The organism is Bradyrhizobium sp. USDA 4541 (genome assembly GCF_024171085.1).
GTDB classification, from domain to species: domain Bacteria; phylum Pseudomonadota; class Alphaproteobacteria; order Rhizobiales; family Xanthobacteraceae; genus Bradyrhizobium; species Bradyrhizobium australafricanum.
Genome location: NZ_JALJZF010000001.1, coordinates 1,081,340 through 1,107,003 on the forward strand (window position 1 = coordinate 1,081,340; position 25,664 = coordinate 1,107,003).

Annotated in this window: 21 protein-coding genes; 9 read left to right on the forward strand and 12 right to left on the reverse strand. The window is 64.4% G+C overall.

Going from position 1 to position 25,664, the window contains the following annotated elements; genetic code table 11:
- Positions 1-62 precede the first annotated feature (62 nt).
- Positions 63-2,318, forward strand: coding sequence for a transglycosylase domain-containing protein (locus J2R80_RS05145; RefSeq protein WP_253638123.1), 2,256 nt, complete (start codon positions 63-65; stop codon positions 2,316-2,318).
- 259 nt (positions 2,319-2,577) lie between these two features.
- Here J2R80_RS05145 and J2R80_RS05150 read toward each other — a convergent pair whose 3' ends face one another.
- From J2R80_RS05150 to J2R80_RS05165, 4 genes are all read right to left on the reverse strand, one after another.
- Positions 2,578-3,417 (reverse strand): M48 family metallopeptidase, encoded by an 840-nt coding sequence (locus tag J2R80_RS05150; protein ID WP_076824634.1) that lies wholly within the window; start codon positions 3,415-3,417, stop codon positions 2,578-2,580.
- A gap of 198 nt (positions 3,418-3,615) precedes the next feature.
- Positions 3,616-4,944 carry a polyhydroxyalkanoate depolymerase gene (locus J2R80_RS05155; RefSeq protein ID WP_028341465.1) on the reverse strand — a complete coding sequence of 443 codons (1,329 nt, stop codon included), beginning with the start codon at positions 4,942-4,944 and terminating at the stop codon, positions 3,616-3,618.
- A 128-nt stretch (positions 4,945-5,072) separates the two neighbouring features.
- Positions 5,073-5,897: an ABC transporter permease gene (locus tag J2R80_RS05160; protein ID WP_253638124.1), complete on the reverse strand. Its 825-nt coding sequence runs from the start codon at positions 5,895-5,897 to the stop codon at positions 5,073-5,075.
- Complete coding sequence (locus J2R80_RS05165) at positions 5,894-6,700, reverse strand: ABC transporter ATP-binding protein (protein WP_253638125.1); 807 nt, start codon at positions 6,698-6,700, stop codon at positions 5,894-5,896. The genes J2R80_RS05160 and J2R80_RS05165 overlap by 4 nt, the downstream gene beginning before the upstream one ends.
- A gap of 141 nt (positions 6,701-6,841) precedes the next feature.
- On the opposite strand from J2R80_RS05165, the gene J2R80_RS05170 reads away from it, so the two are divergent.
- Positions 6,842-8,161 (forward strand): ActS/PrrB/RegB family redox-sensitive histidine kinase, encoded by a 1,320-nt coding sequence (locus J2R80_RS05170; RefSeq protein WP_076824632.1) that lies wholly within the window; start codon positions 6,842-6,844, stop codon positions 8,159-8,161.
- Positions 8,162-8,295: 134 nt separating this feature from the next.
- A complete protein-coding gene (locus J2R80_RS05175) occupies positions 8,296-8,850 on the forward strand; it encodes an ActR/PrrA/RegA family redox response regulator transcription factor (protein WP_016845514.1) in 555 nt (184 codons plus the stop codon).
- A gap of 317 nt (positions 8,851-9,167) precedes the next feature.
- Here the strand turns inward: J2R80_RS05175 and J2R80_RS05180 are convergent, their stop codons facing one another.
- Positions 9,168-9,650: an MmcB family DNA repair protein gene (locus J2R80_RS05180; RefSeq protein ID WP_168858265.1), complete on the reverse strand. Its 483-nt coding sequence runs from the start codon at positions 9,648-9,650 to the stop codon at positions 9,168-9,170.
- 218 nt (positions 9,651-9,868) lie between these two features.
- On the opposite strand from J2R80_RS05180, the gene J2R80_RS05185 reads away from it, so the two are divergent.
- Positions 9,869-11,569 (forward strand): alpha-amylase family protein, encoded by a 1,701-nt coding sequence (locus J2R80_RS05185; RefSeq protein WP_253638126.1) that lies wholly within the window; start codon positions 9,869-9,871, stop codon positions 11,567-11,569.
- Here the strand turns inward: J2R80_RS05185 and J2R80_RS05190 are convergent.
- Both J2R80_RS05190 and J2R80_RS05195 read right to left on the reverse strand, forming a co-directional pair.
- Positions 11,557-13,164 (reverse strand): alpha-amylase family glycosyl hydrolase, encoded by a 1,608-nt coding sequence (locus tag J2R80_RS05190; RefSeq protein WP_253638127.1) that lies wholly within the window; start codon positions 13,162-13,164, stop codon positions 11,557-11,559. The two genes, J2R80_RS05185 and J2R80_RS05190, sit on opposite strands and share 13 nt — an antisense overlap.
- Positions 13,165-13,283: 119 nt before the next feature.
- Positions 13,284-14,096, reverse strand: a complete 813-nt coding sequence (locus J2R80_RS05195; protein ID WP_057015413.1) for an RMD1 family protein — start codon at positions 14,094-14,096, stop codon at positions 13,284-13,286.
- 175 nt (positions 14,097-14,271) lie between these two features.
- On the opposite strand from J2R80_RS05195, the gene J2R80_RS05200 reads away from it, so the two are divergent.
- A complete protein-coding gene (locus tag J2R80_RS05200; protein ID WP_057015387.1) occupies positions 14,272-14,940 on the forward strand; it encodes an MBL fold metallo-hydrolase in 669 nt (222 codons plus the stop codon).
- On the opposite strand, the gene J2R80_RS05205 is transcribed toward J2R80_RS05200, so the two are convergent.
- Both J2R80_RS05205 and J2R80_RS05210 read right to left on the reverse strand, forming a co-directional pair.
- Positions 14,941-16,116, reverse strand: coding sequence for a PHB depolymerase family esterase (locus J2R80_RS05205; RefSeq protein ID WP_057015412.1), 1,176 nt, complete (start codon positions 16,114-16,116; stop codon positions 14,941-14,943).
- 210 nt (positions 16,117-16,326) lie between these two features.
- Positions 16,327-17,733 (reverse strand): MFS transporter, encoded by a 1,407-nt coding sequence (locus J2R80_RS05210; protein WP_253638128.1) that lies wholly within the window; start codon positions 17,731-17,733, stop codon positions 16,327-16,329.
- A 272-nt stretch (positions 17,734-18,005) separates the two neighbouring features.
- On the opposite strand from J2R80_RS05210, the gene J2R80_RS05215 reads away from it, so the two are divergent.
- The gene (locus tag J2R80_RS05215) at positions 18,006-19,247 is read left to right on the forward strand and encodes an LLM class flavin-dependent oxidoreductase (RefSeq protein ID WP_076824620.1); all 1,242 of its coding nucleotides are present in this window, start codon (positions 18,006-18,008) and stop codon (positions 19,245-19,247) included.
- Positions 19,248-19,728: 481 nt separating this feature from the next.
- Here the strand turns inward: J2R80_RS05215 and J2R80_RS05220 are convergent, their stop codons facing one another.
- Positions 19,729-20,571: an SDR family NAD(P)-dependent oxidoreductase gene (locus J2R80_RS05220; protein ID WP_225648490.1), complete on the reverse strand. Its 843-nt coding sequence runs from the start codon at positions 20,569-20,571 to the stop codon at positions 19,729-19,731.
- A gap of 179 nt (positions 20,572-20,750) precedes the next feature.
- Between J2R80_RS05220 and J2R80_RS05225 the strand changes: the two genes are divergently transcribed.
- Together J2R80_RS05225 and J2R80_RS05230 are read left to right on the forward strand one after the other, a co-directional pair.
- Entirely contained in the window at positions 20,751-21,713 is a 963-nt protein-coding gene (locus J2R80_RS05225) for a sensor histidine kinase (protein ID WP_018269225.1), read from the forward strand.
- Between the two features lie 204 nt (positions 21,714-21,917).
- Positions 21,918-23,690: a bifunctional diguanylate cyclase/phosphodiesterase gene (locus J2R80_RS05230; protein ID WP_057015383.1), complete on the forward strand. Its 1,773-nt coding sequence runs from the start codon at positions 21,918-21,920 to the stop codon at positions 23,688-23,690.
- Positions 23,691-23,857: 167 nt separating this feature from the next.
- Here J2R80_RS05230 and J2R80_RS05235 read toward each other — a convergent pair whose 3' ends face one another.
- The gene (locus J2R80_RS05235; protein WP_057015382.1) at positions 23,858-24,496 is read right to left on the reverse strand and encodes a carboxymuconolactone decarboxylase family protein; all 639 of its coding nucleotides are present in this window, start codon (positions 24,494-24,496) and stop codon (positions 23,858-23,860) included.
- A gap of 219 nt (positions 24,497-24,715) precedes the next feature.
- Between J2R80_RS05235 and J2R80_RS05240 the strand changes: the two genes are divergently transcribed.
- A complete protein-coding gene (locus J2R80_RS05240; protein ID WP_016843571.1) occupies positions 24,716-25,120 on the forward strand; it encodes a YccF domain-containing protein in 405 nt (134 codons plus the stop codon).
- 180 nt (positions 25,121-25,300) lie between these two features.
- Here the strand turns inward: J2R80_RS05240 and J2R80_RS05245 are convergent, their stop codons facing one another.
- Complete coding sequence (locus tag J2R80_RS05245) at positions 25,301-25,558, reverse strand: GCG_CRPN prefix-to-repeats domain-containing protein (protein WP_156436045.1); 258 nt, start codon at positions 25,556-25,558, stop codon at positions 25,301-25,303.
- Between the last annotated feature and the right edge of the window lie 106 nt (positions 25,559-25,664).

Sequence of the window (25,664 nt, forward strand, 5' to 3'; positions counted from 1 at the left end):
CGTAACCGCCCCTTAAACCGGGAACGCTAGCGTGCGTCCCTGTCAGGGTGTGAGCGTTGCGGATGGCGTGGGGACGGAAAAAAGGCGGTGCGCGCAAGGAGCCGCTGTTCGGGCTTCCGGCCGCGCTTGCCGACCTTCGGCTGTCGCCGTCCGATCGCATTCCCGGAGGCGGCGACGACAAGCCCGCCAAATCCAAACCCAAGAGCAGCGACAAGAGCAGCGATTCCGGTAGCGAGAAACCGCGCCCGTCGCGCAGCGGCAGCAAGCGGCGCAGCAAGTCGCGGGGCTTTGGCATCGGCCGCCTGTTCTATTGGACCGCGGTGCTCGGCCTGTGGGCCGGCATTGCGGTGATCGGTGTCGTGGTGTGGGTCGGCGCGCATCTGCCGCCGATCCAGTCGCTGGAGATTCCCAAGCGTCCGCCGACGATCCAGATCGTCGGCATCGACGGCAGCGTGCTGGCGCAGCGCGGCGAAATGGCCGGCGCCAATATCGCGTTGAAGGATCTGCCGCCCTATCTGCCGAAGGCCTTCATCGCGATCGAGGACCGCCGCTTCTATTCGCATTACGGCGTCGACCCGGTTGGCATCCTGCGCGCGGCGGTGACCAACCTCCTGCACCGCGGCGTCTCGCAGGGCGGCTCGACGCTGACCCAGCAGCTCGCCAAGAACCTCTTCCTGACCCAGGAGCGCACCATGCAGCGCAAGCTGCAGGAAGCCGAGCTCGCGCTCTGGCTGGAGCGCAAGCATTCCAAGAACGAGATCCTCGAGCTCTACCTCAACCGGGTCTATTTCGGGTCCGGCGCCTATGGCGTCGAGGCCGCCGCGCAGCGCTATTTCGGCAAGTCGGCGAAGAACGTGACGCTGCCGGAAGCCGCGATGCTGGCCGGCCTCGTCAAGTCGCCGTCGCGGCTGGCGCCAAACCGCAACCCTGAAGGCGCCGAGCAGCGCGCGCAGGTCGTGCTGGCGGCGATGGCCGACGCCAAGTTCATCACCGAGGCGCAGGCCAAGGCCTCGATCGGCCAGCCCTCGATTGCGGTGAAGCCGGCCGGCGCCGGCACCGTGAACTATGTCGCCGACTGGATCGGCGAAGTGCTCGACGATCTGGTCGGCCAGATCGACCAGGACATCGTGGTGCAGACCACGATCGATCCGAAGCTGCAGAACGTCGCCGAAGCCGCCATCATCGATGAGCTCGCCGCCAAGAGCGTGAAGTTCAATGTCAGCCAGGGCGCGCTGGTGGCGATGACGCCGGACGGTGCGGTGCGCGCCATGGTCGGCGGCCGGAACTACTCGGAGAGCCAGTACAATCGCGCGGTCACCGCGAAGCGCCAGCCGGGCTCGGCGTTCAAGCCGTTCGTCTATCTCACCGGGGTCGAAGCAGGGCTGACGCCGGATACCATCCGCACCGACGCGCCGCTCGACATCAAGGGCTGGAAGCCGGAGAACTACACCCACGAATATTTCGGCTCGGTGACATTGACCCAGGCCCTGGCGATGTCGCTGAACACGGTCGCGGTGCGGCTCGGCGTCGAGGTCGGCGCAAAGAACGTGGTGCGCACCGCGCACCGGCTCGGCATCTCCTCCAAGCTGGAGTCCAACGTCTCGATCGCGCTCGGCACCTCGGAAGTCTCGGTGATCGAGCTGGTCGGCGCCTATGCGCCGTTCGCCAATGGCGGCTACGTGGTGTCGCCGCATGTGGTGACCAAGATCAAGACCAGTTCGGGCAAGCTGCTCTATGATCGTCCGACCGATCCGCCCAACCAGGTGATCGAGCCGCGCTATGATTCGATGATGAATAGCATGATGCGCGAGACGCTGATCTCGGGCACCGCGCGCAAGGCGGAGATCCCGGGCTGGACAGCCGCCGGCAAGACCGGCACCAGCCAGGATTATCGCGACGCCTGGTTCATCGGCTACACCGCCAAGCTCGTCACCGGCGTCTGGCTCGGCAATGACGACAATTCACCGACCAAGAAGGCGACCGGCGGCGGCTTGCCGGTCGAAGTGTGGACCCGCTTCATGAAGGCGGCGCATCAGGGCGTGCCGGTCGCGGCGATCCCGAACTCGCAAGGCAGCTGGGGGCCGGCGAACCTGATGCAGATCTCGTCACAGGTCACCGCGCCGTCAGCGCCGGCGGGACCGATGCAGATTCAGCCACCGATGCAGGCATCGCAACCGCCCGCGCCGGTACCATCCGGCGGTTACTATCGCCCGCCACCGCCGACGCCGGCCCGCGCCTCGGCGCCACCCAATCCCAACGCGCGGCCGGAGGCAGCGGCCGGACTGGACGGCTGGCTGGCGGATCGGTTGTTTCGATAGAAGTCGGTAGGCGGACGGATCGCGTTGCTCCGTAGCCCGGATGAAGCGAAGCGTAATCCGGGACCAGTCGCGCCATCGGTGAAAACTGCCCCGGATTACGCTTACGCTCCATCCGGGCTACGCACTCAAGCCGTCATCCCCCGCGAAAGCGGGGGATCCAGTACGCCGCGGCCCATCGATTGAAGACAAATGTCTCTGGAATACTGCATCGCCCGCTTTCGCGGACGATGACAGCAACGTTCGGGGCGAACAGCGCGCCCTACTCCTGGATCCCGTAGCGGTGCAGGTCGTTGCCGTAGGTGTCGAGCCAGTTCTTGGCGCGCGTTACCGACGCGCAGACCTTGTCGACCACCCGCCAGAACCGCGCCGAGTGGTTCATCTCGACGAGATGGGCGACCTCATGCGCGGCGAGGTAATCGAGCACGAAGGGCGGCGCCAGGATCAGCCGCCATGAGAACGACAGCGAACCCGCCGAAGTACACGAGCCCCAGCGGCTGGACTGATCGCGGATCGAGATCCGGCGTACCCGCACGCCGAGTTCCGCGGCGTGAAGCTGCGCCGCCTTCTGCAGGTCCTTGCGCGCCTCGCGCTTGAGGAAGTCGTGCACGCGGCGATCCATGTACTCGACGCCGCCGGCGACGCAAATGATCCTCTCGCCGCTGTCGCGCGTCTCGGTCCACACCGTGCCGCGCTCGCCCGAGCGGTGCACCAGGCGATGCGGCACGCCGCGCAACGGCACCACGGTGCCGGGCTGGAACGGCGCGGCCTTCGGCAAGCGGCCAAGACGGGCGGCGATCCAGCCGCCATGGAGATTGGCGAACTCCTTGGCTTCCGGAATCGTGCCGCGCGGCGGCATCGTCAGGATCGCTTCACGATCGGTTGGATGTATCCTGAGTGTGTAGCGGCGCGCGCGCCTATGCCGGCGCAACCTGACGGTGAAGAACTGGGAGCCGTGTCTGACCAATACGGTCGCGGGTTCGGCAGGCCGCCGATAGAGGAGCGCGCGAGTAGCCATTTCTGAGAGTCCGGGGAGCAGGAGTTCGCCCGAACTTTGCCATATCCGCCGCCAGGGAAAGCGCTCGGCGCAAAAACAAATCATTTGCCCAATATACAGGGGTCGGACGTTAATTGACCTCTACAGGCAGGGGCTGGAACCGGAATTTTTCCGATGAATCAAGGTTACGAAAAAGGCCCAAAGAATGAAATTACATTCACCCTTTTGGCCTTGCCCGATTTGGGATTCTTTTAGTTAAATCAGCGACTTGCGCGACCGCGAAAATCGCGGCCGGGGCGATACCTATTCGGCGGCGGCGACCAGCGAAAGTCGCGTATTGGCCGCCGAAACCATGAAATCGGAGATCCGCGGCACGATTTCGGAGCGGAAACGCGAGCCGTTGAACACGCCATAGTGCCCAACGCCCTTTTGCACGTAATGCACGCGGCGATGGTTCGGGATCGCGGTGCAGAGCGCGTGCGTCGCCTCGGTTTGGCCAAGACCTGAGATGTCGTCCTTCTCGCCTTCGACCGTCATCAGCGCGACGCGGCGGATCTTCGACGGATCAACCGGCTTGCCGCGATGGGTCATCTCGCCCTTCGGCAGCGCGTGCTTGACGAAGACGAGGTCGACGGTCTGCAGGTAATATTCGGCGGTGAGATCCATCACCGCGAGATACTCGTCATAGAATTCGCGGTGCTTGTCGACGAGATCGCCGTCACCCTTGACCAGATTGGCGAACAGCGCCTTGTGCGCGTCCATGTGCCGGTCGAGGTTCATGCTGATGAAGCCATTGAGCTGCAGGAAGCCCGGATAGACGTCACGCATCACGCCCGGATGCGGGAACGGCACCTTGGTGATGACATTGTTGCGGAACCACTCGATGCCGCGCTCTTCGGCGAGGTTGTTGACCGCGGTCGGATTGCGCCTGGTGTCGATCGGCCCGCCCATCAGCGTCATCGACAGCGGCACGAACGGATCGTTGTTGGCTTCCATCACCGAAACCGCTGCCACGACAGGCACCGAAGGCTGGCACACCGCGATGACATGCATATTGCCGCCGAGCGCGTGCAGCATCTCGATCAGGTAGTCGACATAGTCCTCGAGATCGAACCGGCCAGCCGCGAGCGGCACCATGCGCGCGTCGGCCCAGTCGGTGATGTAGACCTCATGGGTCGGCAGGAACGCCTCGACTGTGCCGCGGAGCAGCGTCGCATAGTGACCCGACATCGGCGCCACGATCAGCACGCGCGGCTGCGGCGAGCGCAGCGGGCGCGTCAGCTTGCGATCGAAATGCAGCAGGCGGCAGAACGGCTTTTCCCAGATCGAACGGACCTCGACCGGAGTGCGGATGCCGTTGACCTCGGTCGTCGGCAGGTTCCATTCCGGCTTGCCGTAGCGGCGCGTGGTGCGCTCGAACAGCTCACAACCGGCGGCGATCGACTTGCCGAACTCGGTGTGGGTCCACGGATTGAGCGGGTTCTGAAACAGGATCTTGGTGGCGTCGGTTACCGCGCGCACCGGATTGAGCGACGCATGCGCCATCTCGTACATCCAGTACAACGGCGTCGTGAGTGCCGGGCTGCCTTCCGCCGCTAGTGGCGGGGCACCGCCAAATTCACCGATGGGCATAGTATTTTCAGACCCCTGTTTTGCGCCGCAGCATACTGACCAATGCGTAACAATGCGTCAATGCGCCGCGAGCCGAATCTGGGGGCGATATCGGGCTAAAAGGCCGAGAATCCACGAGAAAGTGACATTTATTCACCACCGCCGAGCAGCGACCCGTTGCGCTTGGCGCTCTGCAAAAGGGCAAGGAAGATCGCAAAAGAGGCAGCGAACAGGAACGCGTTGATGACCAGCGCCCACGCCATCAGGTCGGCGCGGAAGACGTGATCGATCAGAAGCGAGCGCATGCCTTCGAACACATAGGTCGGCGGCAGCGTCCAGGCGACAGCTTGCAGCCACGCCGGCAGCACCTCGACCGGATAGTAGATGCAGGCGAGCGGCATCACCGCGAACATCAGCGTCCAGACGATGCTTTCCGCCCCTAACCCGTTGCGCAGCACGAGGCCCGAGGCGAACACGCCGACCGACCAGCTCGTGAAGATCAGATTGCAGAAGAACGCGATCAGCGGCAGCCCGATGGCGTAGAAGTTGAAGCCGAAAAAGAACAGCGCCAGCAGCGTCATCGGGATCACGCCGATGGCGAGCCGGATCAGGCTCATGATCATCAGCGAGAGCAGGAATTCGATCGGCTTCAGCGGGCTCATCATCAGGTTGCCGAGGTTGCGTGCCCACATCTCCTCCAGGAACGAGATCGAGAAGCCGAGCTGCCCCCGGAACAGGATGTCCCACAGGATCACGGCACCGATCAGCGTGCCGCCCGCCTTGGCGAATAAGCCGGATGCCTGCGAGATGTAATTCTGCAGGAAGCCCCAGGTGATGATCTGCAATGCCGGCCAGTAGACCAGCTCCAGCAGCCGCGGCCATGACGACATCAGGAGATACCAATAGCGCAGCACCATCGCGTTGATGCGTTGCAGTGAAATGGTGTGCTGGTGCTGGCTGACGAGTTCGCTCATGGTGTGTCCTCTGGCGCGCCCTCCCGCACCCGGCCGCGCGCCACGTCGAGAAACACCTCTTCCAGCGTGTCGCGGTTGTAGCGCGCCAAGATCCGGTCGGGGCTGTCGTCATCCTCGATCTTGCCGCGCTTCATGATGATGACGCGGTCGCAGAGGCGCTCGACCTCCAGCATGTTGTGTGACGCCAGCAGGATGGTCGCGTTATGGGTCTTGCGATAGGTCTCGAGATGCTGCCGCACCCAGTCGGCGGTATCCGGGTCGAGCGAGGCGGTCGGCTCGTCGAGCAGCAAGAGGTCCGGTTCGTTGATCAGCGCCTTCGCCAGCGCCACGCGGGTCTTCTGCCCGGCGGAGAGCTTGCCGTTGGAGCGGTCGAGGAATTCCTTGAGATCGAGATCGTCGGCGAGCTGGTCGATCCGCTCACGCAAACGCTGCACGGCATAGAGGCGCCCGAAAATGGTCAGGTTCTGCCGCACCGTGAGCCGCATCGGCATGTCGACATAGGGGCTTTCGAAGTTCATCCGGCCGAGCACATCGTAGCGCTGCTCGGGGATTTTTGCACCGAGCACCTCGACGCTGCCTGAGGTCGGCAGCACCAGGCCCATGATCATCGCGATCGTCGTGGTCTTGCCGGCGCCGTTGCCGCCGAGCAGGCCGGTAATGCTGCCGCGCGCGATGCGGAACGAGATGTCGTCGACCGCGCGGGTGGTCTTGTAGACCTTGACCAGATGCGCAACGTCGATCGCGGCCGACTCGCCTTGTTCAGCCGCCGGAGCTTGCCTCTGACCTGTCCCGACCTGTTGCATATGGCCGTCATTGAGCCATTGCGACAATAAGCGCAAGGCTCGGCGGTAATTAAAGGCTTGGCGGTAATTAAAGGCTCGCCCTGCATCGTTGCGCTAAGTCGCGAATTTGTGCGCCGCCCACGGCACAGCTAAGGTCCCGGCATGACCGACGTCGCTTCCGATTTCCGCCAACCCCGCCGCTACGTCCGCCTGGATACGATCCTGCGGCTGCGCTGGCTCGCCGCGCTCGGCCAGCTCGTCGCCATCTTCATCGTGGCGCAGGGACTGGAATTCGACGTTCCGATCGTCCCCTGCGTCACCATCGTGACGTTCTCGGCGCTGCTCAATCTTGCACTGCAGATCGCCTTCAACCCGATGCAGCGGCTGGAGCCGGCCTATGCCGCCGCCCTGCTCGCCTTCAACATCGTCGAGCTCGGCGGGCTCCTGTACTTCACCGGCGGATTGCAGAACCCGTTCTCGTTCCTGTTCCTGGCGCCGGTCCTGATCTCGGCCACCGTGCTGCCGATCCGGCTGACGATCGCGCTCGGCTGCCTTGCGGTCGCCTGCGCCTCGGCGCTGTTCTTCTATCATCTGCCGCTGCCCTGGGATGCCGACGATCCCTTGGTACTGCCGCCGATCTATCTGATCGGCGTCTGGCTTTCGATCCTGCTCGCGATCGGTGTCACCAGTCTGTACGCATTCCAGGTGACCGAGGAAGCGCGCCAGCTCTCCGATGCGCTGGCCGCGACTGAACTGGTACTGACACGCGAACAGCACCTGACTCAGCTCGACGGCCTCGCCGCCGCCGCCGCGCATGAGCTCGGAACGCCGCTGTCGACGATCTTCCTGATCTCGCGCGAGCTCGAGAAGACGGTGCATGACGCGGCGATCGCCGGCGACCTCAAGACCCTGCGTGAGCAGGCGCAGCGCTGCCGCGACATCCTGAGCAAGATCGCGCAATTGTCATCGAGCGGTGCGCCGTTCGACACCATGAAGCTGTCGACCTTGATCGAGGAGGCGGTGGCGCCGCATCGCGATTTCGGCATCAACATCAAGGTGCGGCTTGCTGTCGCAGCAACGCCTGAACCGGTCGCCGCGCGCAATCCGGCGATCCTCTATGGCGTCGGAAACATTCTCGAAAATGCGGTCGATTTCGCGCACCAGACCGTCGAGGTGAACGCGTGGTGGAACGCCGAGACCGTTGAAGTCGTCGTCTCCGACGACGGTCCGGGCATCGCGCCCGACATGCTGAAGCGGATCGGCGAGCCGTATCTGTCGCGTCGCCGAGGTGCGGATGAGGCCCAAAACCCACGTGGGGGCCTCGGTCTGGGCGTTTTCATCGCACGGACGTTGCTGGAACGCACCGGCGCCAAGGTGTCGTTTACCAATCGCACCTTTCCCGATCACGGCGCCGTGGTGCAGATCGTCTGGCCGCGCGAGCGCTTCGAGGAAGCCGCGCCGGGCGACGAAACCGAATCCTAAGAACGATTCTTAATCGCGACCCTGGCATTACGGATGCATTGCTCTTTCCGGACGAGCACGCGACTTTCGGCTGCCTTGGCAGCGCCGCAGTAGGACCCCATATATTAGGGGTCTGCCACAGGGAAAAATGGATCGTGAACGCCATCACTGAACTGAATGACCATGCCGACCGCTCGCTCCTCATCGTCGAGGACGACAAGCCGTTCCTGGAACGGCTGTCGCGCGCGATGGAGACGCGGGGTTTCGCGGTGAAGTCATGCGACACGGTATCTGATGGTCTCGCCGAGATCGGCCGCGCCGCGCCCGCTTTCGCAGTCGTCGATCTTCGCCTCGGCGACGGTAACGGCCTCGACGTCGTTTCGGCGTTGAAGCGCAAGCGCCCCGAGGCGCGCGCGATCGTGCTGACCGGCTACGGCAACATCGCCACCGCCGTCACCGCGGTGAAGATGGGCGCCGTCGATTATCTCTCGAAGCCCGCCGACGCCGATGACGTCGTCGCCGCGCTGCTCGCGACCGGCACCGAGAAGTCCGAGCTGCCGGCCAATCCGATGTCGGCGGACCGCGTGCGCTGGGAGCACATCCAGCGCATCTACGAGATGTGCAACCGCAACGTCTCGGAGACCGCGCGCCGCCTCAACATGCACCGCCGCACCTTGCAGCGCATCCTCGCCAAGCGCGCCCCGCGGTAAGCGATACTTCATTTGCTTTCGCGATGGCCGGGCTCCTCCCGGCCATTTGCTTTTGTAGGGTGGGCAGCTACGTAGGATGGGTGAAGCGAAGCGAACCCACCAACTTCACGCCGCGGCGACAAGTGATGGGTTTGGCTTCGCTCTACCCATCCTACGCCTCTATGTCCGTCACCCTGAGGAGCGCGCCCTTGCGCGCGTCTCGAAGGGTCGACGGTCACCAGCCCGGCCGAACCATCCTTCGAGGCTCGCTCCGCTCGCGCCCCCGGCGACAAAGGCGAGGCCTTTGCGCGGGGATGACGGGGCAGCAATGTTCTTCGCTAAAACTCGTGCCCCTGCGGATCGACCAGGCGGTTGATGCGCTGCGCCGCGGCCATGGCAAAGCGCACCGTCATCGCCTTGCGCGTGGCCGCCGGCAGGCGATGCTCCGGCGCCTCGCAATGCAGATGCCCGCCATAGGCGTCCGCGATGATCAAACCGGTGTCGACGGGAAAGATCTCGCACGGCAGATCCTGCGTGAAGGCGAAGAACAGCCGGTCGCAATGCATCCGGTAATCCTGCCATTTCTGGTCGGCGCGCAGATCCTCGACCGATGACTTGATCTCAACGATCCAGATCTCGCCGCGCTCGTTCAGCGCGACCAGATCGGCTCTTCGGCCGGACGGCAGCGGCAATTCGCTGATGCAGGAAAATCCCAGCGATCTCAGAAGCCTCGCCGTGCCGCGCGCGATCGCAAGCGCGGTCTCCGACTGGCGTCGGTCGGGCGCGGGCACAAGCGCGATCTGGCGGGCGGATGAGTCCATTGCGCGAAGATTAGCCGATTCCACGAGACCATGATCCGGAAAAATGGAAGCCGGCTTTCCGCGAAGATCATGCTCCAGCCGATAGAGCGCGGCAGCGTCAGGCCGGCACGGAGCGTCGTCCGTCTCCGTTGTGGGACGGCGCTCCGCAGGAACCCGTCACCGCTTCACCGCTTATCCTCCCGGCCGCCGCCACGGGTGGGACTGGAGAGGATTGCCTGGTGATCGACGACCTCTGGTACAAGAACGGAGTGATCTACTGCCTGTCGGTTGGCACCTACATGGATGCCAACGGCGATGGCATCGGTGATTTCAGCGGTCTGCTCCGGCGCCTGGACTATTTGCACGGGCTCGGCATCACCGCGATCTGGCTGATGCCGTTTCAGCCTTCGCCCAACAGGGACGACGGCTACGACATCTCGGATTATTACGACGTCGATCCGCGCTACGGCACGCTGGGCGATTTCGTTGAATTTACCCATGGCTGCCAGCAGCGCGGCATCCGCGTCATCATCGACCTCGTCGTCAATCACACCTCGGATCAGCACGACTGGTTTCGATCGGCGCGCAGCTCGAAGGACTCGCCGTACCGCGATTGGTATGTCTGGTCGGACAGGAAGCCCGCCAATGCCAACACCGGCATGGTGTTTCCCGGCGTTCAGAAATCGACCTGGACGCGCGACAAGCAAGCCGGCGCCTGGTACTTTCATCGCTTCTACGATTTCCAGCCGGACCTCAACACATCGAACCCGCATGTGCAGGCCGAGATCCTCAAGATCATGGGGTTCTGGATTCAGCTCGGCGTCTCGGGCTTCCGCATGGACGCCGTGCCCTTCGTGATCGCGACCAAGGGCGCCTCCAGGCGCAAGCCGGTCGAGCAGTACGACATGCTGCGATCGTTTCGGGAATTCCTGCAATGGCGCCAGGGCAACGCGATCATCCTCGCTGAAGCCAACGTATTGCCCGAGACGGACATGGAATATTTCGGGCGTGACGGCGACCGGATGCACATGATGTTCAACTTCCATGTCAATCAGCATCTGTTCTACGCGCTGGCGTCGGCGGATACGAAGCCGTTGGCGAAGGCACTGACGGCGACCAAGCCACGGCCCGCGACCGCACAATGGGGCTTGTTCCTGCGCAATCATGATGAACTCGACCTCGGCCGCCTGTCGAAGCCGCAGCGCGAGACGGTGTTCGAGGCATTCGCTGCCGACAAGAGCATGCAGCTCTACGACCGTGGCATCCGGCGACGGCTTGCGCCCATGCTGGGCGGCGACCGCCGACGCATCGAGCTCGCTTACAGCGTGATGTGCACGCTTCCCGGCACGCCCGTGATCCGCTACGGCGATGAGCTCGGCATGGGCGACAATCTCGACCTGCCCGAACGCGGTTGCGCGCGCACACCGATGCAATGGTCGACCGAGCCACACGCCGGCTTCACCGAGAGCGATCGGCCATGTGTGCCCGTCATCGACAATGGACCGTATGGCTATGAGCACGTCAACGCGGCCAAGCAACGGCGCGACCCCAATTCGATGCTGAACTGGACCGAGCGCATCGTCCGCATGCGCAAGGAAGTCCCCGAGGTCGGCTGGGGAGATTTCAAGGTTATCGCAAGCCGAAACCCCGCCATCCTGATCATCCGGTACGACTGGCGTAACAACTCGGTGCTGTTCGTGCACAACTTCGCGGAAAAGCCGCTCGAGATATCGTTCAACGTCGGTCTGCCCGACGACGCCGGCAAACTCCTCGTCAATCTCCTGACCGAGGACCACAGCCGGGCCGACGAGGCCGGTCGCCACAAGCTTCTGATCGAGGCCTACGGCTATCGCTGGTATCGGGTCGGTGGGCTCGACTATCTGCTCAAGCGCAGCGACATCGATACCATGGAGCCCCGCACCCGGCGTCAATCGTCCTGATGTGGTCCGAGGATCACGCCCTCATTGGGGCGCAGATCGAGCACGCCTTCGACCTTCTCGCCCTGCCGGTCCATCAAGGTCGACAGCAGGACTTCATTGCTGAAGCCGATCGCGCTCGAGGAGACCGACGCGGCGGCCGCGCCGAAGTTCAGCGCGATCACGGCGACGCCCTCAGTGCTGCGCCGCCGGTAGAGCAGCACATCACCGTGCGCCGCCACCGGCTCATAGCTGCCATGGACGAGCTGCGGCAGCCTTCGCCGCAGCGCGATCAGCGCCTTGTAGAGATTGAGGATCGACGTCCTCTCGGCTTCGAGACTTGCGACATTGTCGCTGGCAAAATCCTGCGCCAGCGGCAGCCACGGCGGAGCCGTCGAGAAGCCGGCATGGCGCTCGGCGCTCCATTGCATCGGCGTGCGGCAGCCGTCACGGCCGACGCCGATATCCGGCACGTTCTTCTCGAAGGGATCGCGCACCTGATCCGGCGCAATCGCAACCTGGCGCATGCCGATCTCGTCGCCGTAATAGAGCGTCGGCGTGCCGCGCAGCGTCAGCAGCAGCATCGCGGCGACCGGCGCCTGCGCCGGCCCCACCCGGCTCGCCACCCGCGGCCGATCGTGGTTGCCGAGCACCCAGTTCGGCCATGCCCCCGGCGGCAGCGCCTTTTCGTAGTCGGCGATGATCATCTCGACCGATCGCGCGCTCCACAAGGTCGACAGCAGCGCAAAGTTGAACGGCATCTGCGCGCCGCGCAGATCGTTGCCGTAATAAGCGACCAGCCGATGCAGCGGCAGATAGATCTCGCCGATCAGCACGCGGTTGTCGAATTCCTCGGTGACGCCGCGCATCTCGGTGATGACGGTGTGCACCTCGAGCTGATCGGTCGAATATTGCGTCAGCAGCTTCTCGTGCGGCGGTCGGCCAGCGCGATAATGCGGGTTTGTCGGGTTATCGCGGAAGTCGGCATCCTTGATCAGGTGCCAGATCACGTCGACGCGAAAACCGTCGACACCCTTGCGCAGCCAGAAGCGCATCACGTCGTAGATCGCGTCCCTGACCTCGCGATTGCGCCAGTTGAGATCGGGCTGCTGCGCGAGGAAGGCGTGATAATAGTATTGGCCTGAGGCCTCGTCATACGCCCAGGCGCTGCCGCCGAACTCGGACAGCCAGTTGTTGGGCGGGCCGCCGTCCGGCGCCGGATCGCGCCAGATGTACCAGTCGCGCTTAGGGTTATCGCGCGAGCTCTTCGCCTCGATGAACCATTGGTGCTGGTCGGATGTGTGGTTCGGCACCAGATCGAGGATCAGCTTGAGGCCGGAATCGTGCGCGGCCGCGACCAGCGCGTCGAAATCCTCCATCGTCCCGAACAGCGGGTCGATGCCGGTGTAATCGGAGATATCGTAACCGAAATCGGCCATCGGCGACGGGAAGATCGGCGACAGCCAGACCGCGTCGACGCCAAGCCGCGTCAGATAGGTCAGCCGCGTGATGATCCCCTTGAGATCGCCGACGCCGTCACCGTCGCTATCCGCGAACGAGCGCGGATAGACCTGATAGAAAATGCCGCGCCGCCACCAGTCCCTGCTGTCCTGATCCATCCCGTCCCCCAAGCTCGCAGCCCGGCCCAGGCCGCTCCGCGCCCGGAGTGGCCGATCGGCTCAGGGATGACGCACAATTCGGGACGGAAAGATGGCCGGATTCGGCCGCTGTAGCCCGTTCAATGCCGGGCCATCGCCAGCTGATAGATGGTGATCAGCACCTCGAACAGGATCAGGAAGACGATGATCAGCTCCAGCCGCAGCGAGCGGCTGGTGTCGATGATGTCGGTCAGCACCTGCGCGGTTTCGGCGACGACTGCGAGCTTGCGGTTCAGCGACTCCGCACGCTCCTTCAATTCATACTCGTCCTCGAGCCTGGCGTAGAGGCGCTCGAGCTGCGGCTTGTCCCAGAGGATATCGGGCTTCTCCGACACTTCCACCGGCCCGGCCACGCGATGCCGCACCAGCAGCGCGTTGCCGATGTGCTTGAGGATCGCAACGCGGCCGCGATGGACGCGGCCGCCCTTGGCGAGCTCACGCGCAAGTGGCTCGGTCGTGTCGAAGACTGCCCGGACCTCGCGCTCGTGCCGCGCCAGCACCACGCTTTTCGCCAACGCCTCGCCGACCAGGATCAGCCGCTCCGGCGAGAGGCCCTGCAGATAGATCGGGCCGCCCGGCGGAATCTGATCCTCCTTCTCGGCGGCGAGCTCGATGATTGCGATCTCCTCCTCGCGCCGCGTGAACAGGCCGGTCATGCGCGACTGCAGGCTGCGCAGGAATTCATCCTCCTCCAGCGCATTGAGGCCGATCAGCACGACGACGCCGTAGCGGAACAGGATCGCCACGCCGTTTTCATTGACGCGAAACGCCAGCGGCGTCGTGGCCAGCACGTCGCCGCGCTCGAGACCGGACGTGTTGATGCGGTCTGCGACGAAGAAGGCGCGCGCGGTGGTCCGGGGTCCGCCGAGCGGTGATTTGGAAGCCTGGGTCATGAAGTTCCGGACTGCGATGACTTGAATCATGATCGAGAGCAGCCGCGTACCGGCCCGCTCACGAACTTCTTCTGCTGGAGGTGACCTTATCACGGTCCGTTTTGGGATCACACGCCGGGGCAGCCGCATTTCCAGCGCGTGTTGACGACGTTTCCCGGAAGCCTATGGTGCCCCCATGAACGAGACAACCGACACCAAACCGAAGGCCGGCGCGATCATCGTGCCGGTGACGCTGTTCGAGCAGAACTGCACCATCATCTGGCACGAGCCCACCAAGAAGGCCGTAGTGATCGACCCGGGCGGCGACGTGCCGAAGATCCAGGCCGCGATCAAGCAGACCGGCGTGACGGTCGAGAAGATCTGGCTGACCCACGGTCATATCGACCATGTCGGCGGCGCCGCCGAACTGCGCGACGCGCTGCAGGTCAAGATCGAGGGCCCGCATATCGCCGACAAATATCTGCTCGACAATGTCGTCTCGAGCGGCGCGCGCTTCGGCATGACCGGGGTGCGCAATTTCGGGCCTGACCGCTGGCTCGATGAGGGCGATCAGGTCTCGATTGGCGATCTCACCTTCGACATCCTGCACTGCCCCGGCCACTCACCGGGCAGCGTGGTGTTCTTCAACAAGGAGCTGCGCTTCGCCCATGTCGGCGACGTGCTGTTCGCCGGCTCGGTCGGACGCACCGATTTGCCCGGGGGCAGCCATCCGACCCTGATCCAGTCGATCAAGGACAAGCTGCTGCCGCTCGGCGACGATGTCGGCTTCATCTGCGGCCATGGCGCCGGATCGAGCATCGGCCAGGAGCGGATGACGAATCCGTTCCTGACCGGCGAGATGTAGCTACTTCATCAGCCCCGCGGCGGTAAGCGCCCGCGTGATGACGCCGCCGACATCGACACCCTTGCTCCGTCGCTTGCGCGGCCGATCGCTCTTGCGGCCGGATGCCACCTCCGGCTCGGCCGCGGGCACCGGTACCGTCATCGAGACCGTGTCAGCGCGCTCGCGCGGAATTCCGGTCGGCGCGATATGCGGCTGACGGACCTTGTCGGTCAGGCCGAAGAAGCTCGCGATGTGATAGGAGGAGGAGATCCCGGCCTCGATCAGGAACGCGCCCTCCACGCCATAGCGCTCGTCATTGTCGGCAAGCCCGAGCGGCGTGCCATGCGCCATGTCGGCGATGGTGTAGGACTCGACCAGCGTTTCGCCGTCGGCGTTCCACCACACCTCGCGCGGATGGCCGTCGACATCCGCCTTCGACATCGCGGCAAGCGGCAGGCCGTGCACGTCGAGCCACTGCCGCACGATTGCATCGGCATTGCCGGGATGCACGGTGCGGTCGGCACTGCCGTGCCACACCGAAATCTTCGGCCAGGCGCCGCCATGCGTCGACGCGTTGCGCACCAGACCGCCGAGCTCGGGCGCGGAGAGCGCGCTGCCATGCATCATCGCGTGCAGCGCTTCGCGCAGATCGGTGGCGACGCCGAACGGCAGGCCGGCGATGATGGCGCCGGCCGCGAACACATCCGGATAGGTCGCGAGCATGACCGAGGCCATCGCGCCGCCGGCGGACAGACCCGTCACATAGATGCGGCGCGGGTCGATCTCATGCGTGCCGACCAGATGCGCGATCATCTGCCTGATCGACGCGGCCTCGCCCTGCCCGCGCGCGATGTCTTGCGGGTTGAACCAGTTGAAGCAGGTGTTGCCGTTGTTCAACGCCTGCTGCTCCGGCATCAGCAGTGCGAAGCCGTAATGCGCCGCAAGCGCCGACCAGCCGGCGCCGAGATCGTAGGACGCTGCAGTCTGGCCGCAGCCATGCAGCACCACGACGAGCGCGGGTGACCGCGCCAGCTGCGCGGGCACGAACGAGAACATCTTCAGATCGCCGGGGTTGACGCCGAATTCGGTCGTCTCGACGAGCGGCGTCGGCACGGCCGGCGCGAGTGCGCCAAGGCCGCTGAACGCGTTCATCTTCGGCAGATGACGCAGAAATTCGACGTTGTTGATCAGGGACAACAGCAACTCCTGAGGTGATTTAGTCTTCTGTGTCACCCGATCAGATAATTGCTGCACTGCAAAATGAAAAGGCCGTGTGCTGTCTTTCCCTGCGGAATTTGTGAGAATCGGCGTTAATGCGTGATCGCGCTGCGAGCCGGCCGAAATAGTTGCCATAGCACCTTGTTTGAGCACCAACTTTTCAGGAATGCGCGCCGCGTGGCGCCGGATTCACGCCGTGGCGCGGCGCATCCATGACAGAAATGCGGCTGAAATTGCGATCGACAGCACAAACAATGCGCATGCCGCAAACAGCGCCAGACGTGCTGACATCGTACTCTCGATTGCGAAGAAGACTGCGCCGATCGCGGCAACGCCGGCCGCGTTGCCGATCTGCGTCGTCGTGCCGTACATGCCGGAGCCGGCACCGGCGCTCGCGGGCTGCACGCTCGCGAGCACCGCGCTCGACAATGGCGCCATGACGAGCCCCTGACCGTAGCCGAAGATCATCAGCACCACCGCGAGCAGCAGTGCCGACGGTGCCGCGACCACCTCAATCGTCGCGACGAGCACGGCGAGACCGACGACCTGCAGCGCACAGCCCTCGATCAGCACCAGCGTGCCGCGATGCCGGGCGCGCACGCCGCTGTGACGCGAGGCAACCACGAAGGTCAGCGCCAGCGGCACGAACACCAGCCCGGCCTGTAGCGGCGGAATCTGCAAGCCCTTCTGCATGAACATGGTCATGATCAGATAGAACGACAGATTGGCGAAGAAGAAGAAAAACACCGCGACCAGCCCGCGCATGAAGGCGCGATCCGACAGCAGCGACAGATCGATCAGAGGCATGCCGCCGCGGCGCGCGACGGACCGCTCGAGCCGCACGAAGGCCGCGATCACAGCGATGCCCACGGCCATCACCAGCCACACCCATGCCGTCCAGCTGAGATCATGGCCGAACAGCAGCGGACCGATCAGGCACAGCAGGCCCGCGAACAGCACGATTGCGCCCGGGATATCGAGCCGCGTGCCGGCGCGGCGCGGTACCGTCGGCATGATCTTCAGCGCCGCCGCAATGATGACGACGCCGCACGGCACGTTGACGAAAAACACCGCGCGCCAGCCGAGGCCGGCGAGATCGAGCGTCACCAGCACGCCGCCGAGCATGAAGCCGGCGGCTCCCGCGAGCCCCAGCACGATGCCGTAGATGCCGAACGCCCGCGCGCGGCTGGCGTCTGAGAACAGCAGATGCAGCGTCGCCAGCACCTGCGGCACCATCAGCGCCGCGGTTGCACCCTGCGCGAGCCGCGCGACGATGAGCTCGGGCCCGGACTGCGCAAGACCACACCACAGCGAGGTCACCGAGAATCCGGCGACGCCGGCGATGAACACGTTCCTGGTGCCATGGATGTCGCCAAGCCGGCCGCCGGTGACCACCAGCGTGGCATAGGCGATCAGGTAGATCGCGATCACGGCCTCGATCTCTGCCGGCGTCGCGTGCAGCTCCGCCGCGATCGTCGGGATCGCGACGTTGACGATGAAGGCATCGACCCCGAACATGAATTGCGCCGACACTACGATCGCCAGCACCCACCAGCGGCGGGACGTGTCCGCTCGCGTCGAAACGATCTGGTGCATGTCCTGTCCTGCCCGAAATGACGTTACAGCGGACATCAGCAGATTCCGGTCATCGCTTCGATTACCTGCGAGGTAAGCCCGGGATCACAGACGCTCGAGCCCCGGCTGCCAATTTGCGTTGACGCGCTAGGAAACATTCCGGACGGCGGCAATCGCCGCCGATTTGCGCAACAACCATGCGACCGCCGCAACCCCCGAGCATTGCCTTGCCCCGGGCCACCCCGTAGGTTGGCGGAAAGCCCCCGATAACAATAGTCCGGAGAGAACGACCCATGGCGCGCCTCAAGTTCGGAGCCTTCCTCGCCCCGCATCACCCGATCGGCGAGCATCCGATGCTGCAATTCCGCCGCGACCTCGATTTCGTCGAGCAGCTCGACGCGCTCGGTTACGACGAATTCTGGTGCGGCGAGCACCACTCCTCGGGCTGGGAGACCATCGCCTCGCCGGAAATGTTCCTGGCCGCCGCCGGCGAGCGCACCAAGCGCATCAAGCTCGGCACCGGCGTGGTCTCGCTGCCCTATCACCACCCCTTCAACGTCGCGCAGCGCATGGTGCAGCTCGACCACATGACCGGCGGCCGCGCCATCTTCGGCTCCGGCCCCGGCGCGCTCGCTTCCGACGCCCACACGCTCGGCATCGACCCGATGACCCAGCGCGATCGCCAGGACGAGGCGATCGCGGTGATCCGCCGCCTGTTCAACGGCGAGCGCGTCACCGCCAAGACCGACTGGTTCGAGATGCACGACGCCGCGTTGCAGATCCTGCCGCTGCAGGAGGACATGCCGTTCGTGGTGGCCTCGCAGATCTCGCCGTCGGGCATGACGCTCGCCGGCAAATACGGCATCGGCATCATCTCGCTGGGCTCGATGTCGACCCAGGGCTTGATGGCGCTGCCGCAGCAATGGCAGTTCGCCGAGGATGCCGCCAAGAAGGCCGGCACCACGGTGAGCCGCGCCAACTGGCGCGTGCTGCTGTCCTGGCACATCGCCGAGACCCGCGAGCAGGCGCGGCGCGAGGCCGGTGCCGGGCTGATGCGCTGGCACAACGAATATAACGTCGGCACCCTGATGCGGCCGGGCCTGACCGCGTTCTCCTCGCCCGATGAGGCCGTCGACAAGACCGCGTTCGTCGAAGGCGCCGCGTCCACCATCGGCACGCCGGATGATCTGATCAAGATGATCAAGAACCTGGTCGATGTGTCGGGCGGCGTCGGCTCGATCATCGGCTTCGCGCACGACTGGGCCAATCCGGAAAATACCCGCCGCAGCTGGGACATGGTCGCGCGCTATGTCGTGCCCGAGATCAATGGCTATATCGACGGCCTGCGCAAGTCGCGCCAGTTCCTGATCGACAACCGCGCCGTGTTCGAGCGCGCCGGCCAGGCTGTCATGGCCAAGATCATGCAGAACGACAAGGCCGCCGCCGCCCTCCAGCAAACCGGCCCCGGCCGCGTCGCGATCCCCGCCGTGAACGCACCGGATCTTACTAAGGCCGCGGCGAAACAGAAGGCGTGATTTGTGATCCTTCCTGGAGGAAGAAAAAGCGCTGGAGGAAGAAAGAACGCCAGCTCGCGCCACACCCACCGCCGTCGTCCCGGCGCAGGCTGGGACCCATACGCCGCGGCGGGTGTTGTGAAAGGGGCTCGTCCTTCCAGCATTGGGCAACAATCACCATTCGTGGTTATGGGTCCCGGCCTGCGCCGGGACGACGGTGGGGATGGTTTGCGCTTCAAACGCCAAACAATGCGGCGTCATCACCCGCACATGCCGCGTGCGAGTGAGACTATTCGGGTGTGTCAAGGTCGTAAGCCCGATGACCGCGCGCAACCAACTCTTCGATCGCGGACGATTTCCCCGTTCCAGACATGCCCGTGATCAAGACGAGCTTCATGCATTTTCCTCGCCCTGAGGGAATCGGCAGCGCACGCTATGGATTACTCCCGCCTTCGCCAATGCTTCTGCGGACAAGTCGCTCCACTCGCAATGACGGACGCTGCTACCCCGCGCCCTGATCGAACGCCTTGCGCAGCGCGACGTAGCCCGCCTGCTGCTGGCTCCAGTTGCGGCCGCCTGTGATGGCGCCGTCGATGACGAGGTCATGGCCGTTGATGAAACTCGATTCGTCGCTCGCCAGGAACACCGCGGCATGCGCGATGTCGTCGGGCAGTCCGGCGCGCGGGATCGGCTGCGCCGCCTTGTAGACCTCGCGCATCACGGCCGCGGTCTTCTCCGCCGCTTCCGTCGACAGCCCGAGCGCCTTGCCGAAAATGCCGGTAGCGATCGCGCCGGGCGAGATCGAGTTGACGCGGATGCCGGACTCGCCGAGCTCCATCGCCACGCATTTGGTGAAATGAATGACCGCGGCCTTCGCGGCGCCATAGACCATCGACGACGAGAAGCCGGCGAGCCGTCCGGCGATGCTGCCATTGTTGATGATGCTGCCGGAGCCCTGTTTGCGCATGTAGGGCGCGGCATGCTTCATGCCGAGCATGACGCTGCGCACCAGCGTCGCCATCGCGGCATCGAACCGCTCGACGTCGAGGCCTTCGATGCCCCCGGTCTGCGCCGGGCCGCCGGCATTGTTGAACAGGCAGTCGATCCGGCCGAACTTCTCAACCGCAAGCGCGATCAGCGCCTGCATCTGTTCCTCGACCGTGACGTCGGTCTGACGGAACACGCAGGTCTCGCCGAGCTGTTGCGCCAGTGCCTCGCCCTCCGGCGCGCGGCGTCCGGCAATCACCACCTTCGCGCCCTCCGCGACAAAGATCTCCGCCGTGCGCAGCCCGATGCCGCTGGTCGCCCCTGTGATCACCGCGACCTTGCCGTCCAGCCGTCCCATGTCGGTCCCCTCAACTTACGTATGATGTTGCGGATATTCCCCAGCTCCTGCTGCCAATACAAGTACTTGCAAGCCGCCACAGTCGCGAGGTCCGCCTGTGGCCAGAAGGCCACTACTGCGGTTTTTCGGTCGCAGCGGCCTTATTTTGGGTCGCCTGTTCACGTGAACTGGAACGACCGATGGCGAAGTGGATCGACGATTTCAGGGCGTGTTGGCGGGGCGATGCCCAGCCGTCGGTGCGGCTTGCGGTCGCCTTCGCGGTGCTTTGTCTCGTTTTGGCCACGGCCGCGCGCTTCGGGCTCGCCCAGATCCGGCCGGATGTGTTCTTCACGCCCTATTTCCCGGCGGTGTTCTTTGCCACCGCCCTTGGCGGTTTCCGGATCGGGATCGCGACCGCGCTGGCGAGCGGCCTGCTCGGCGTCGTGCTCAATTTCAGCGGCGCGCACGCCGATCCTGCGCGCTTTGCGCTGCTGATGATCTTCTGGGTTGTGTGCGGCATCGCGATCTGGGGCGTCGAGCATTACCGTTCCCTGGTCGCACAGCAGCGCGAAGTTTCCAAACGGCTGATCGAGGAAGAGCAGTACCGCAAGGTGGTGGTCGACGAATTGCAGCACCGGCTGAAGAACAAGTCCTCGACCATTCATGCCGTACTGCATCAGGCGCTGCAGGACCGGCCCGATGTCTGGCAGCGCATCGACCATCGCATCCGCGCGCTCTCGGCAACCGACGATCTGATCGCGCGGGTCGACGGCTATGGCTGCGATATCAAGGATTTGCTGCGCTCGGAACTCGGGCCCTACGGCCACGTGCGGTTCAACCTCAATGGCGAGCAGCTGTTCCTGCCCGCCAAGCTCGCCGTCTCGCTGGCGCTGATCTTCCATGAGCTTGCAACCAACGCCGGAAAATACGGCGCCTTCTCCTCGCCGCGCGGATTTTTACAAGTGTCATGGACCGTCGACGACGGACGTCTCAACGTGATCTGGGACGAGACCGAGGGACCGGTGGTCGAGGCGATCGGCGAAGCCGGCTTCGGCACCAAGCTGCTCAAGTCGGCGCTGCGGCCGTTCGACGGCAAGACCGAGATCAGTTACCTGAAGACCGGTGTTCACTGCACCATGCAGTGCAAGCTTCCGAGCTGTTGATAAGTCGGCTTTCCGGCACACGCGCATGCGTTGATGCAACCGCGCGCTGCGCAATCGCTTTCAGCAGCGGTCGCAGCCGACATTGATACTCTGTTAATGACGATTGCCGCGACGGCTTGCGAAAGCCGTCGCGGTCTCATTCTGTCACGGCATTTCGCAGGTCCGCTTAACCAAAACTACAACGGACTTTGCCAAGGTCGGCGCATGCACAGTCTCACCAGACACGATTTTCAGGCGGGCGCGGCAGTGCCCGGCCAAGACGATATTTCCGGCAATGAATTGCGTATCCTGCGCGACCTTCTCCAACTCCTTCCGGCGGGAGTGACCGTCCAGGACGAGCAGGGCCAGATCATCCTGGTGAATGAAGCAGCCGCGAGCCAGCTGCAGCTGGCCGCCAGCGCGAGCCAGCCGTCCCCGGTCGACGAGCGCCACGCCGCCAACCTGGACCTGCTGCGCAGCGGCCGTCCGGTGGTGCTCGAGGAAACGCTCTCCTGCGGCGCATCCAAATACGTGTTCCTGACCTCGCACCGGCCCGTCCGGATCGCCGGTCGCAATCTCCTGATCTCGACCTCGACCGACATCAGCGAGCAGAAGGCGTTCGAGGACCAGCTGTTCCGCTCGGCCTATTACGACGAGCTGACCGGCCTGCCGACCCGCCGGGTGATCGAGCACCGCGTCAACGGCTTGATCCGCGACGATTCGCAAGGCCATTTCGCGCTCGCCTTCCTCGACGTCGACAACTTCAAGCACATCAACGACTATTACGGCCACGCGATCGGCGATGCGCTGCTCGTTGAGCTGTCGAAGCGACTCGGCCACGCGCTGCGCGACACCGATATCCTGTCGCGCATCTCCGGCGATGAATTCCTGCTGCTGCTCAACCCGATCAGCGGCAATGACGAAGTCGCCGAATTCATCCATGTCATGCAGGAGCGGCTGAAGGCGCCGTTCTTCATCGAGGACTCCGAGATCTTCGCCTCGACCTCGATCGGCGTCAGCCTCTATCCGATGCATGGCCGGAGCTACGAGGCGCTGCGCCAGAATGCCGATATCGCGATGTACCGCGTCAAGAACAACGGCAAGGGCTCGACCGCGTTCTTCGACAACAGCATGGAGCGCGAGGCGCTGGCGCGGATGAAGATCGAGCAGTCGCTGCGGCTGGCGATCCTGGAAAAGCGTTTCTGCTGCGCGTTCCAGGCCAAGGTCGATATCCGCACCCAGGAGGTGAAGGGCATCGAGGCGCTGGTGCGGCTGCGCGACGACGAGGGCGTGATCCAGGCGCCGGGCACCTTCATTGATCTCGCGGTCGAGCTCGGCCTGATCGACGAGCTGACGTTCCTGGTGCTGGCGGAGATCGTCAAGTCGATCGACCTGATCAACGACACGTTCGGTCCGACGGCGACGATCAGCATCAATGTCGCCGCCAAGCAGGCCTCCAACCTCGAATTCATGCGCCGGTTCGCGCGCGCGCTCGAGGAGACCGGCTTCCCCAAACGCTTCATGATCGAGGTAACCGAGGACGCGTTCGTGACGCGGTCGCATTTCCAGGACCAGATCCTGCCGATCCTGCGCGGCATCGGCGTCGGCATCTCGATCGACGATTTCGGCATCGGCTATTCGTCGCTGTCGGCGCTCGCCGATATCACCGCCGACGAGATCAAGATCGACCGCTCCTTCATCACCGACATCCATCAGCGGCCGCGCAGCCAGGGCATCTTGCGCGCAATCGAATCGCTGAGCGAGGCGCTCGGCATGACCGTGATCGCCGAGGGTATCGAGTCCTACGAGGAACTCACCTATCTGCAGGCCGCGACCAAGATCCGCTATGCCCAGGGCTATTACTTCGCCAAACCGATCTTCCTCGAGGATTTGAAGCCGGCGACGCCGGTCGCCAGCGAAACGCGCGCCAGCATGGCCGCGCGCCCCGCCCAGGAAGGCCGCCAGGGCTATTCGCGCGCCAGCGGCTTCCGGCGGTAAGGGCGCGATGTGACTGCGCTCCCTCTCCCGCTTGCGGCGGAGGGTTGGGGTAGGGGTTTCACCACGAGTCAAAACTGGGGAGAGAGCCCCCACCCGCCGCGCGCTGCGCGCACGTCGACCTCCCCCGCAGGCGGGAGAGGTAAGAACGCGAGACCGCTGCAGACGCCCTACTTCTCCAGCACCGCCAACGGCTGCACGCCGTTATTCGCGGGACCGGCCTGCATCGTGATCAGCATCATCGAGACCATGTCGTAATAGCCCATGATGGCGATGATATCCGTGATGCCGCGCTCGCCGAATTTATCCAGCGCCGCCTTGTAGACAGCGTCGCTGACCTTCTTGTCGCGATAGAGCGCGATGCCGAGATCGTACAGCGCGGCCTCGTCGTCCTTCATGCTCTCGGGCCGCGTGCCCTTGGCGATCGCGTCCGCGATTTTCGGATCGAGCCCGCCCTTGATCGCCAGCGGATGGTGCGCGGACCATTCATATTGCGCGGTCCAGTGCCGCGCCGTGATCAGGATCGCCATTTCGCTGAGCCGCGCCGGCAGCGAGGTATTCCACCGCAGATACTCCGACAGGTTCGACAGCTTTGGTGCCAGATCGGGATTGCGGATATAGGCGCGGTAGGGCGGCGCGGTGAATTTGGCATTGCGCGGCGGCGCGCTGATCATGTCGGCCCAGGCCTTTTGCGCCGGCGACAGCTCCTCCGCCTTCAGCGGCGCGAAGCGCACGGCGTCCTCAGCCCGCACGGCCGACACCGACAATGCCAGCGCCGCCAAGATCCCTGCTCCGAATATTGTTCTCATTGTTGTTCTCCCTTTTCGGTGCAGGCGTCTTTGCGCCCTGCCCGGTCGCGCGAGATTAATTGCCGTCGCGATGGATGCAATGAGGTGCCAGCTGTCGTTCGGTGCCGGCCGCCGGTGAAGCGCCTCGTCACGGCAGGCGCGCGGTTAGGCCACACCTACCGCAGCGCCGGGCGGCGGCGTATATAAAGAGCAGTCCCAAGCGGCGCGAAGGTGTCAGCCATGCAGCCTGTATCTATCCTCCTGAACATCCTCTGGATCCTGATCGGCGGCGCGTGGATGGCGTTCGGCTGGCTGGTCGCCGCCGTGATCATGGCTGTGACCATTATCGGGCTGCCCTGGGCGCGCGCCGCCTTCAACATCGCCGTCTACACGCTGCTCCCGTTCGGCTCGCGTGCGGTGCGCCGCGATGAGGTGACCGGCACGTCCGACATCGGTACCGGACCGCTCGGCGTGATCGGCAATCTGATCTGGTTCATCCTGGCCGGCTGGTGGCTCGCGATCGGCCATGTGATCACCGCGATCCTGCTGGCGGTGACCATCATCGGCATCCCGTTCGCCTGGGCGCATCTCAAGCTTGCCGGCATCGCGCTGTGGCCGATCGGCAAGGTGATCGTGCCGGCGTGACGCTGGTCAGGCCGTCGACGGCTAGTGTCCCGAATCCGAAGTTCGCATCATTTGCCGCACCTTCGGAGCGAACTTCGGATTCGATAAGGACACTAGCAAACTTATGATTCTAGTGCTTTATGAATGCGAAGTTCGTGAAAGTGGCTGCCGCGAAATCGCACGAACTTCGCATTCAGCACACTAGAGCCAATCCTTCGTGGTCTGGCTGCAAGCCTGGTAGTCGCGCCGCCAGACGAAGCCAGCGCCACCACACGGCGGGCGCGGGCGCGAGGTGGCGGGACACTCATTCCTGACCCGCGCGGCGGTGCCCCAGCCGTCGATCACGCAGGCACCTCGTGAGGTCCTGTGGCAACCGTCACCGCATCCCTCTGCGGCGTTGGCCGGGGTCAAGCCGAGGAAGGCACCGGCTGTCAGAAGCGTGATCAAACCTGCTCTCATGATGTTCTCCATCGAGCTGTCGGTCGTGCTGCTCCATTCGCGGCACAAGCGTAGGCGATCTCTGTGCCGCTTGCCACCGTCTCCGCGCACAAATTCTGGTGTCGGG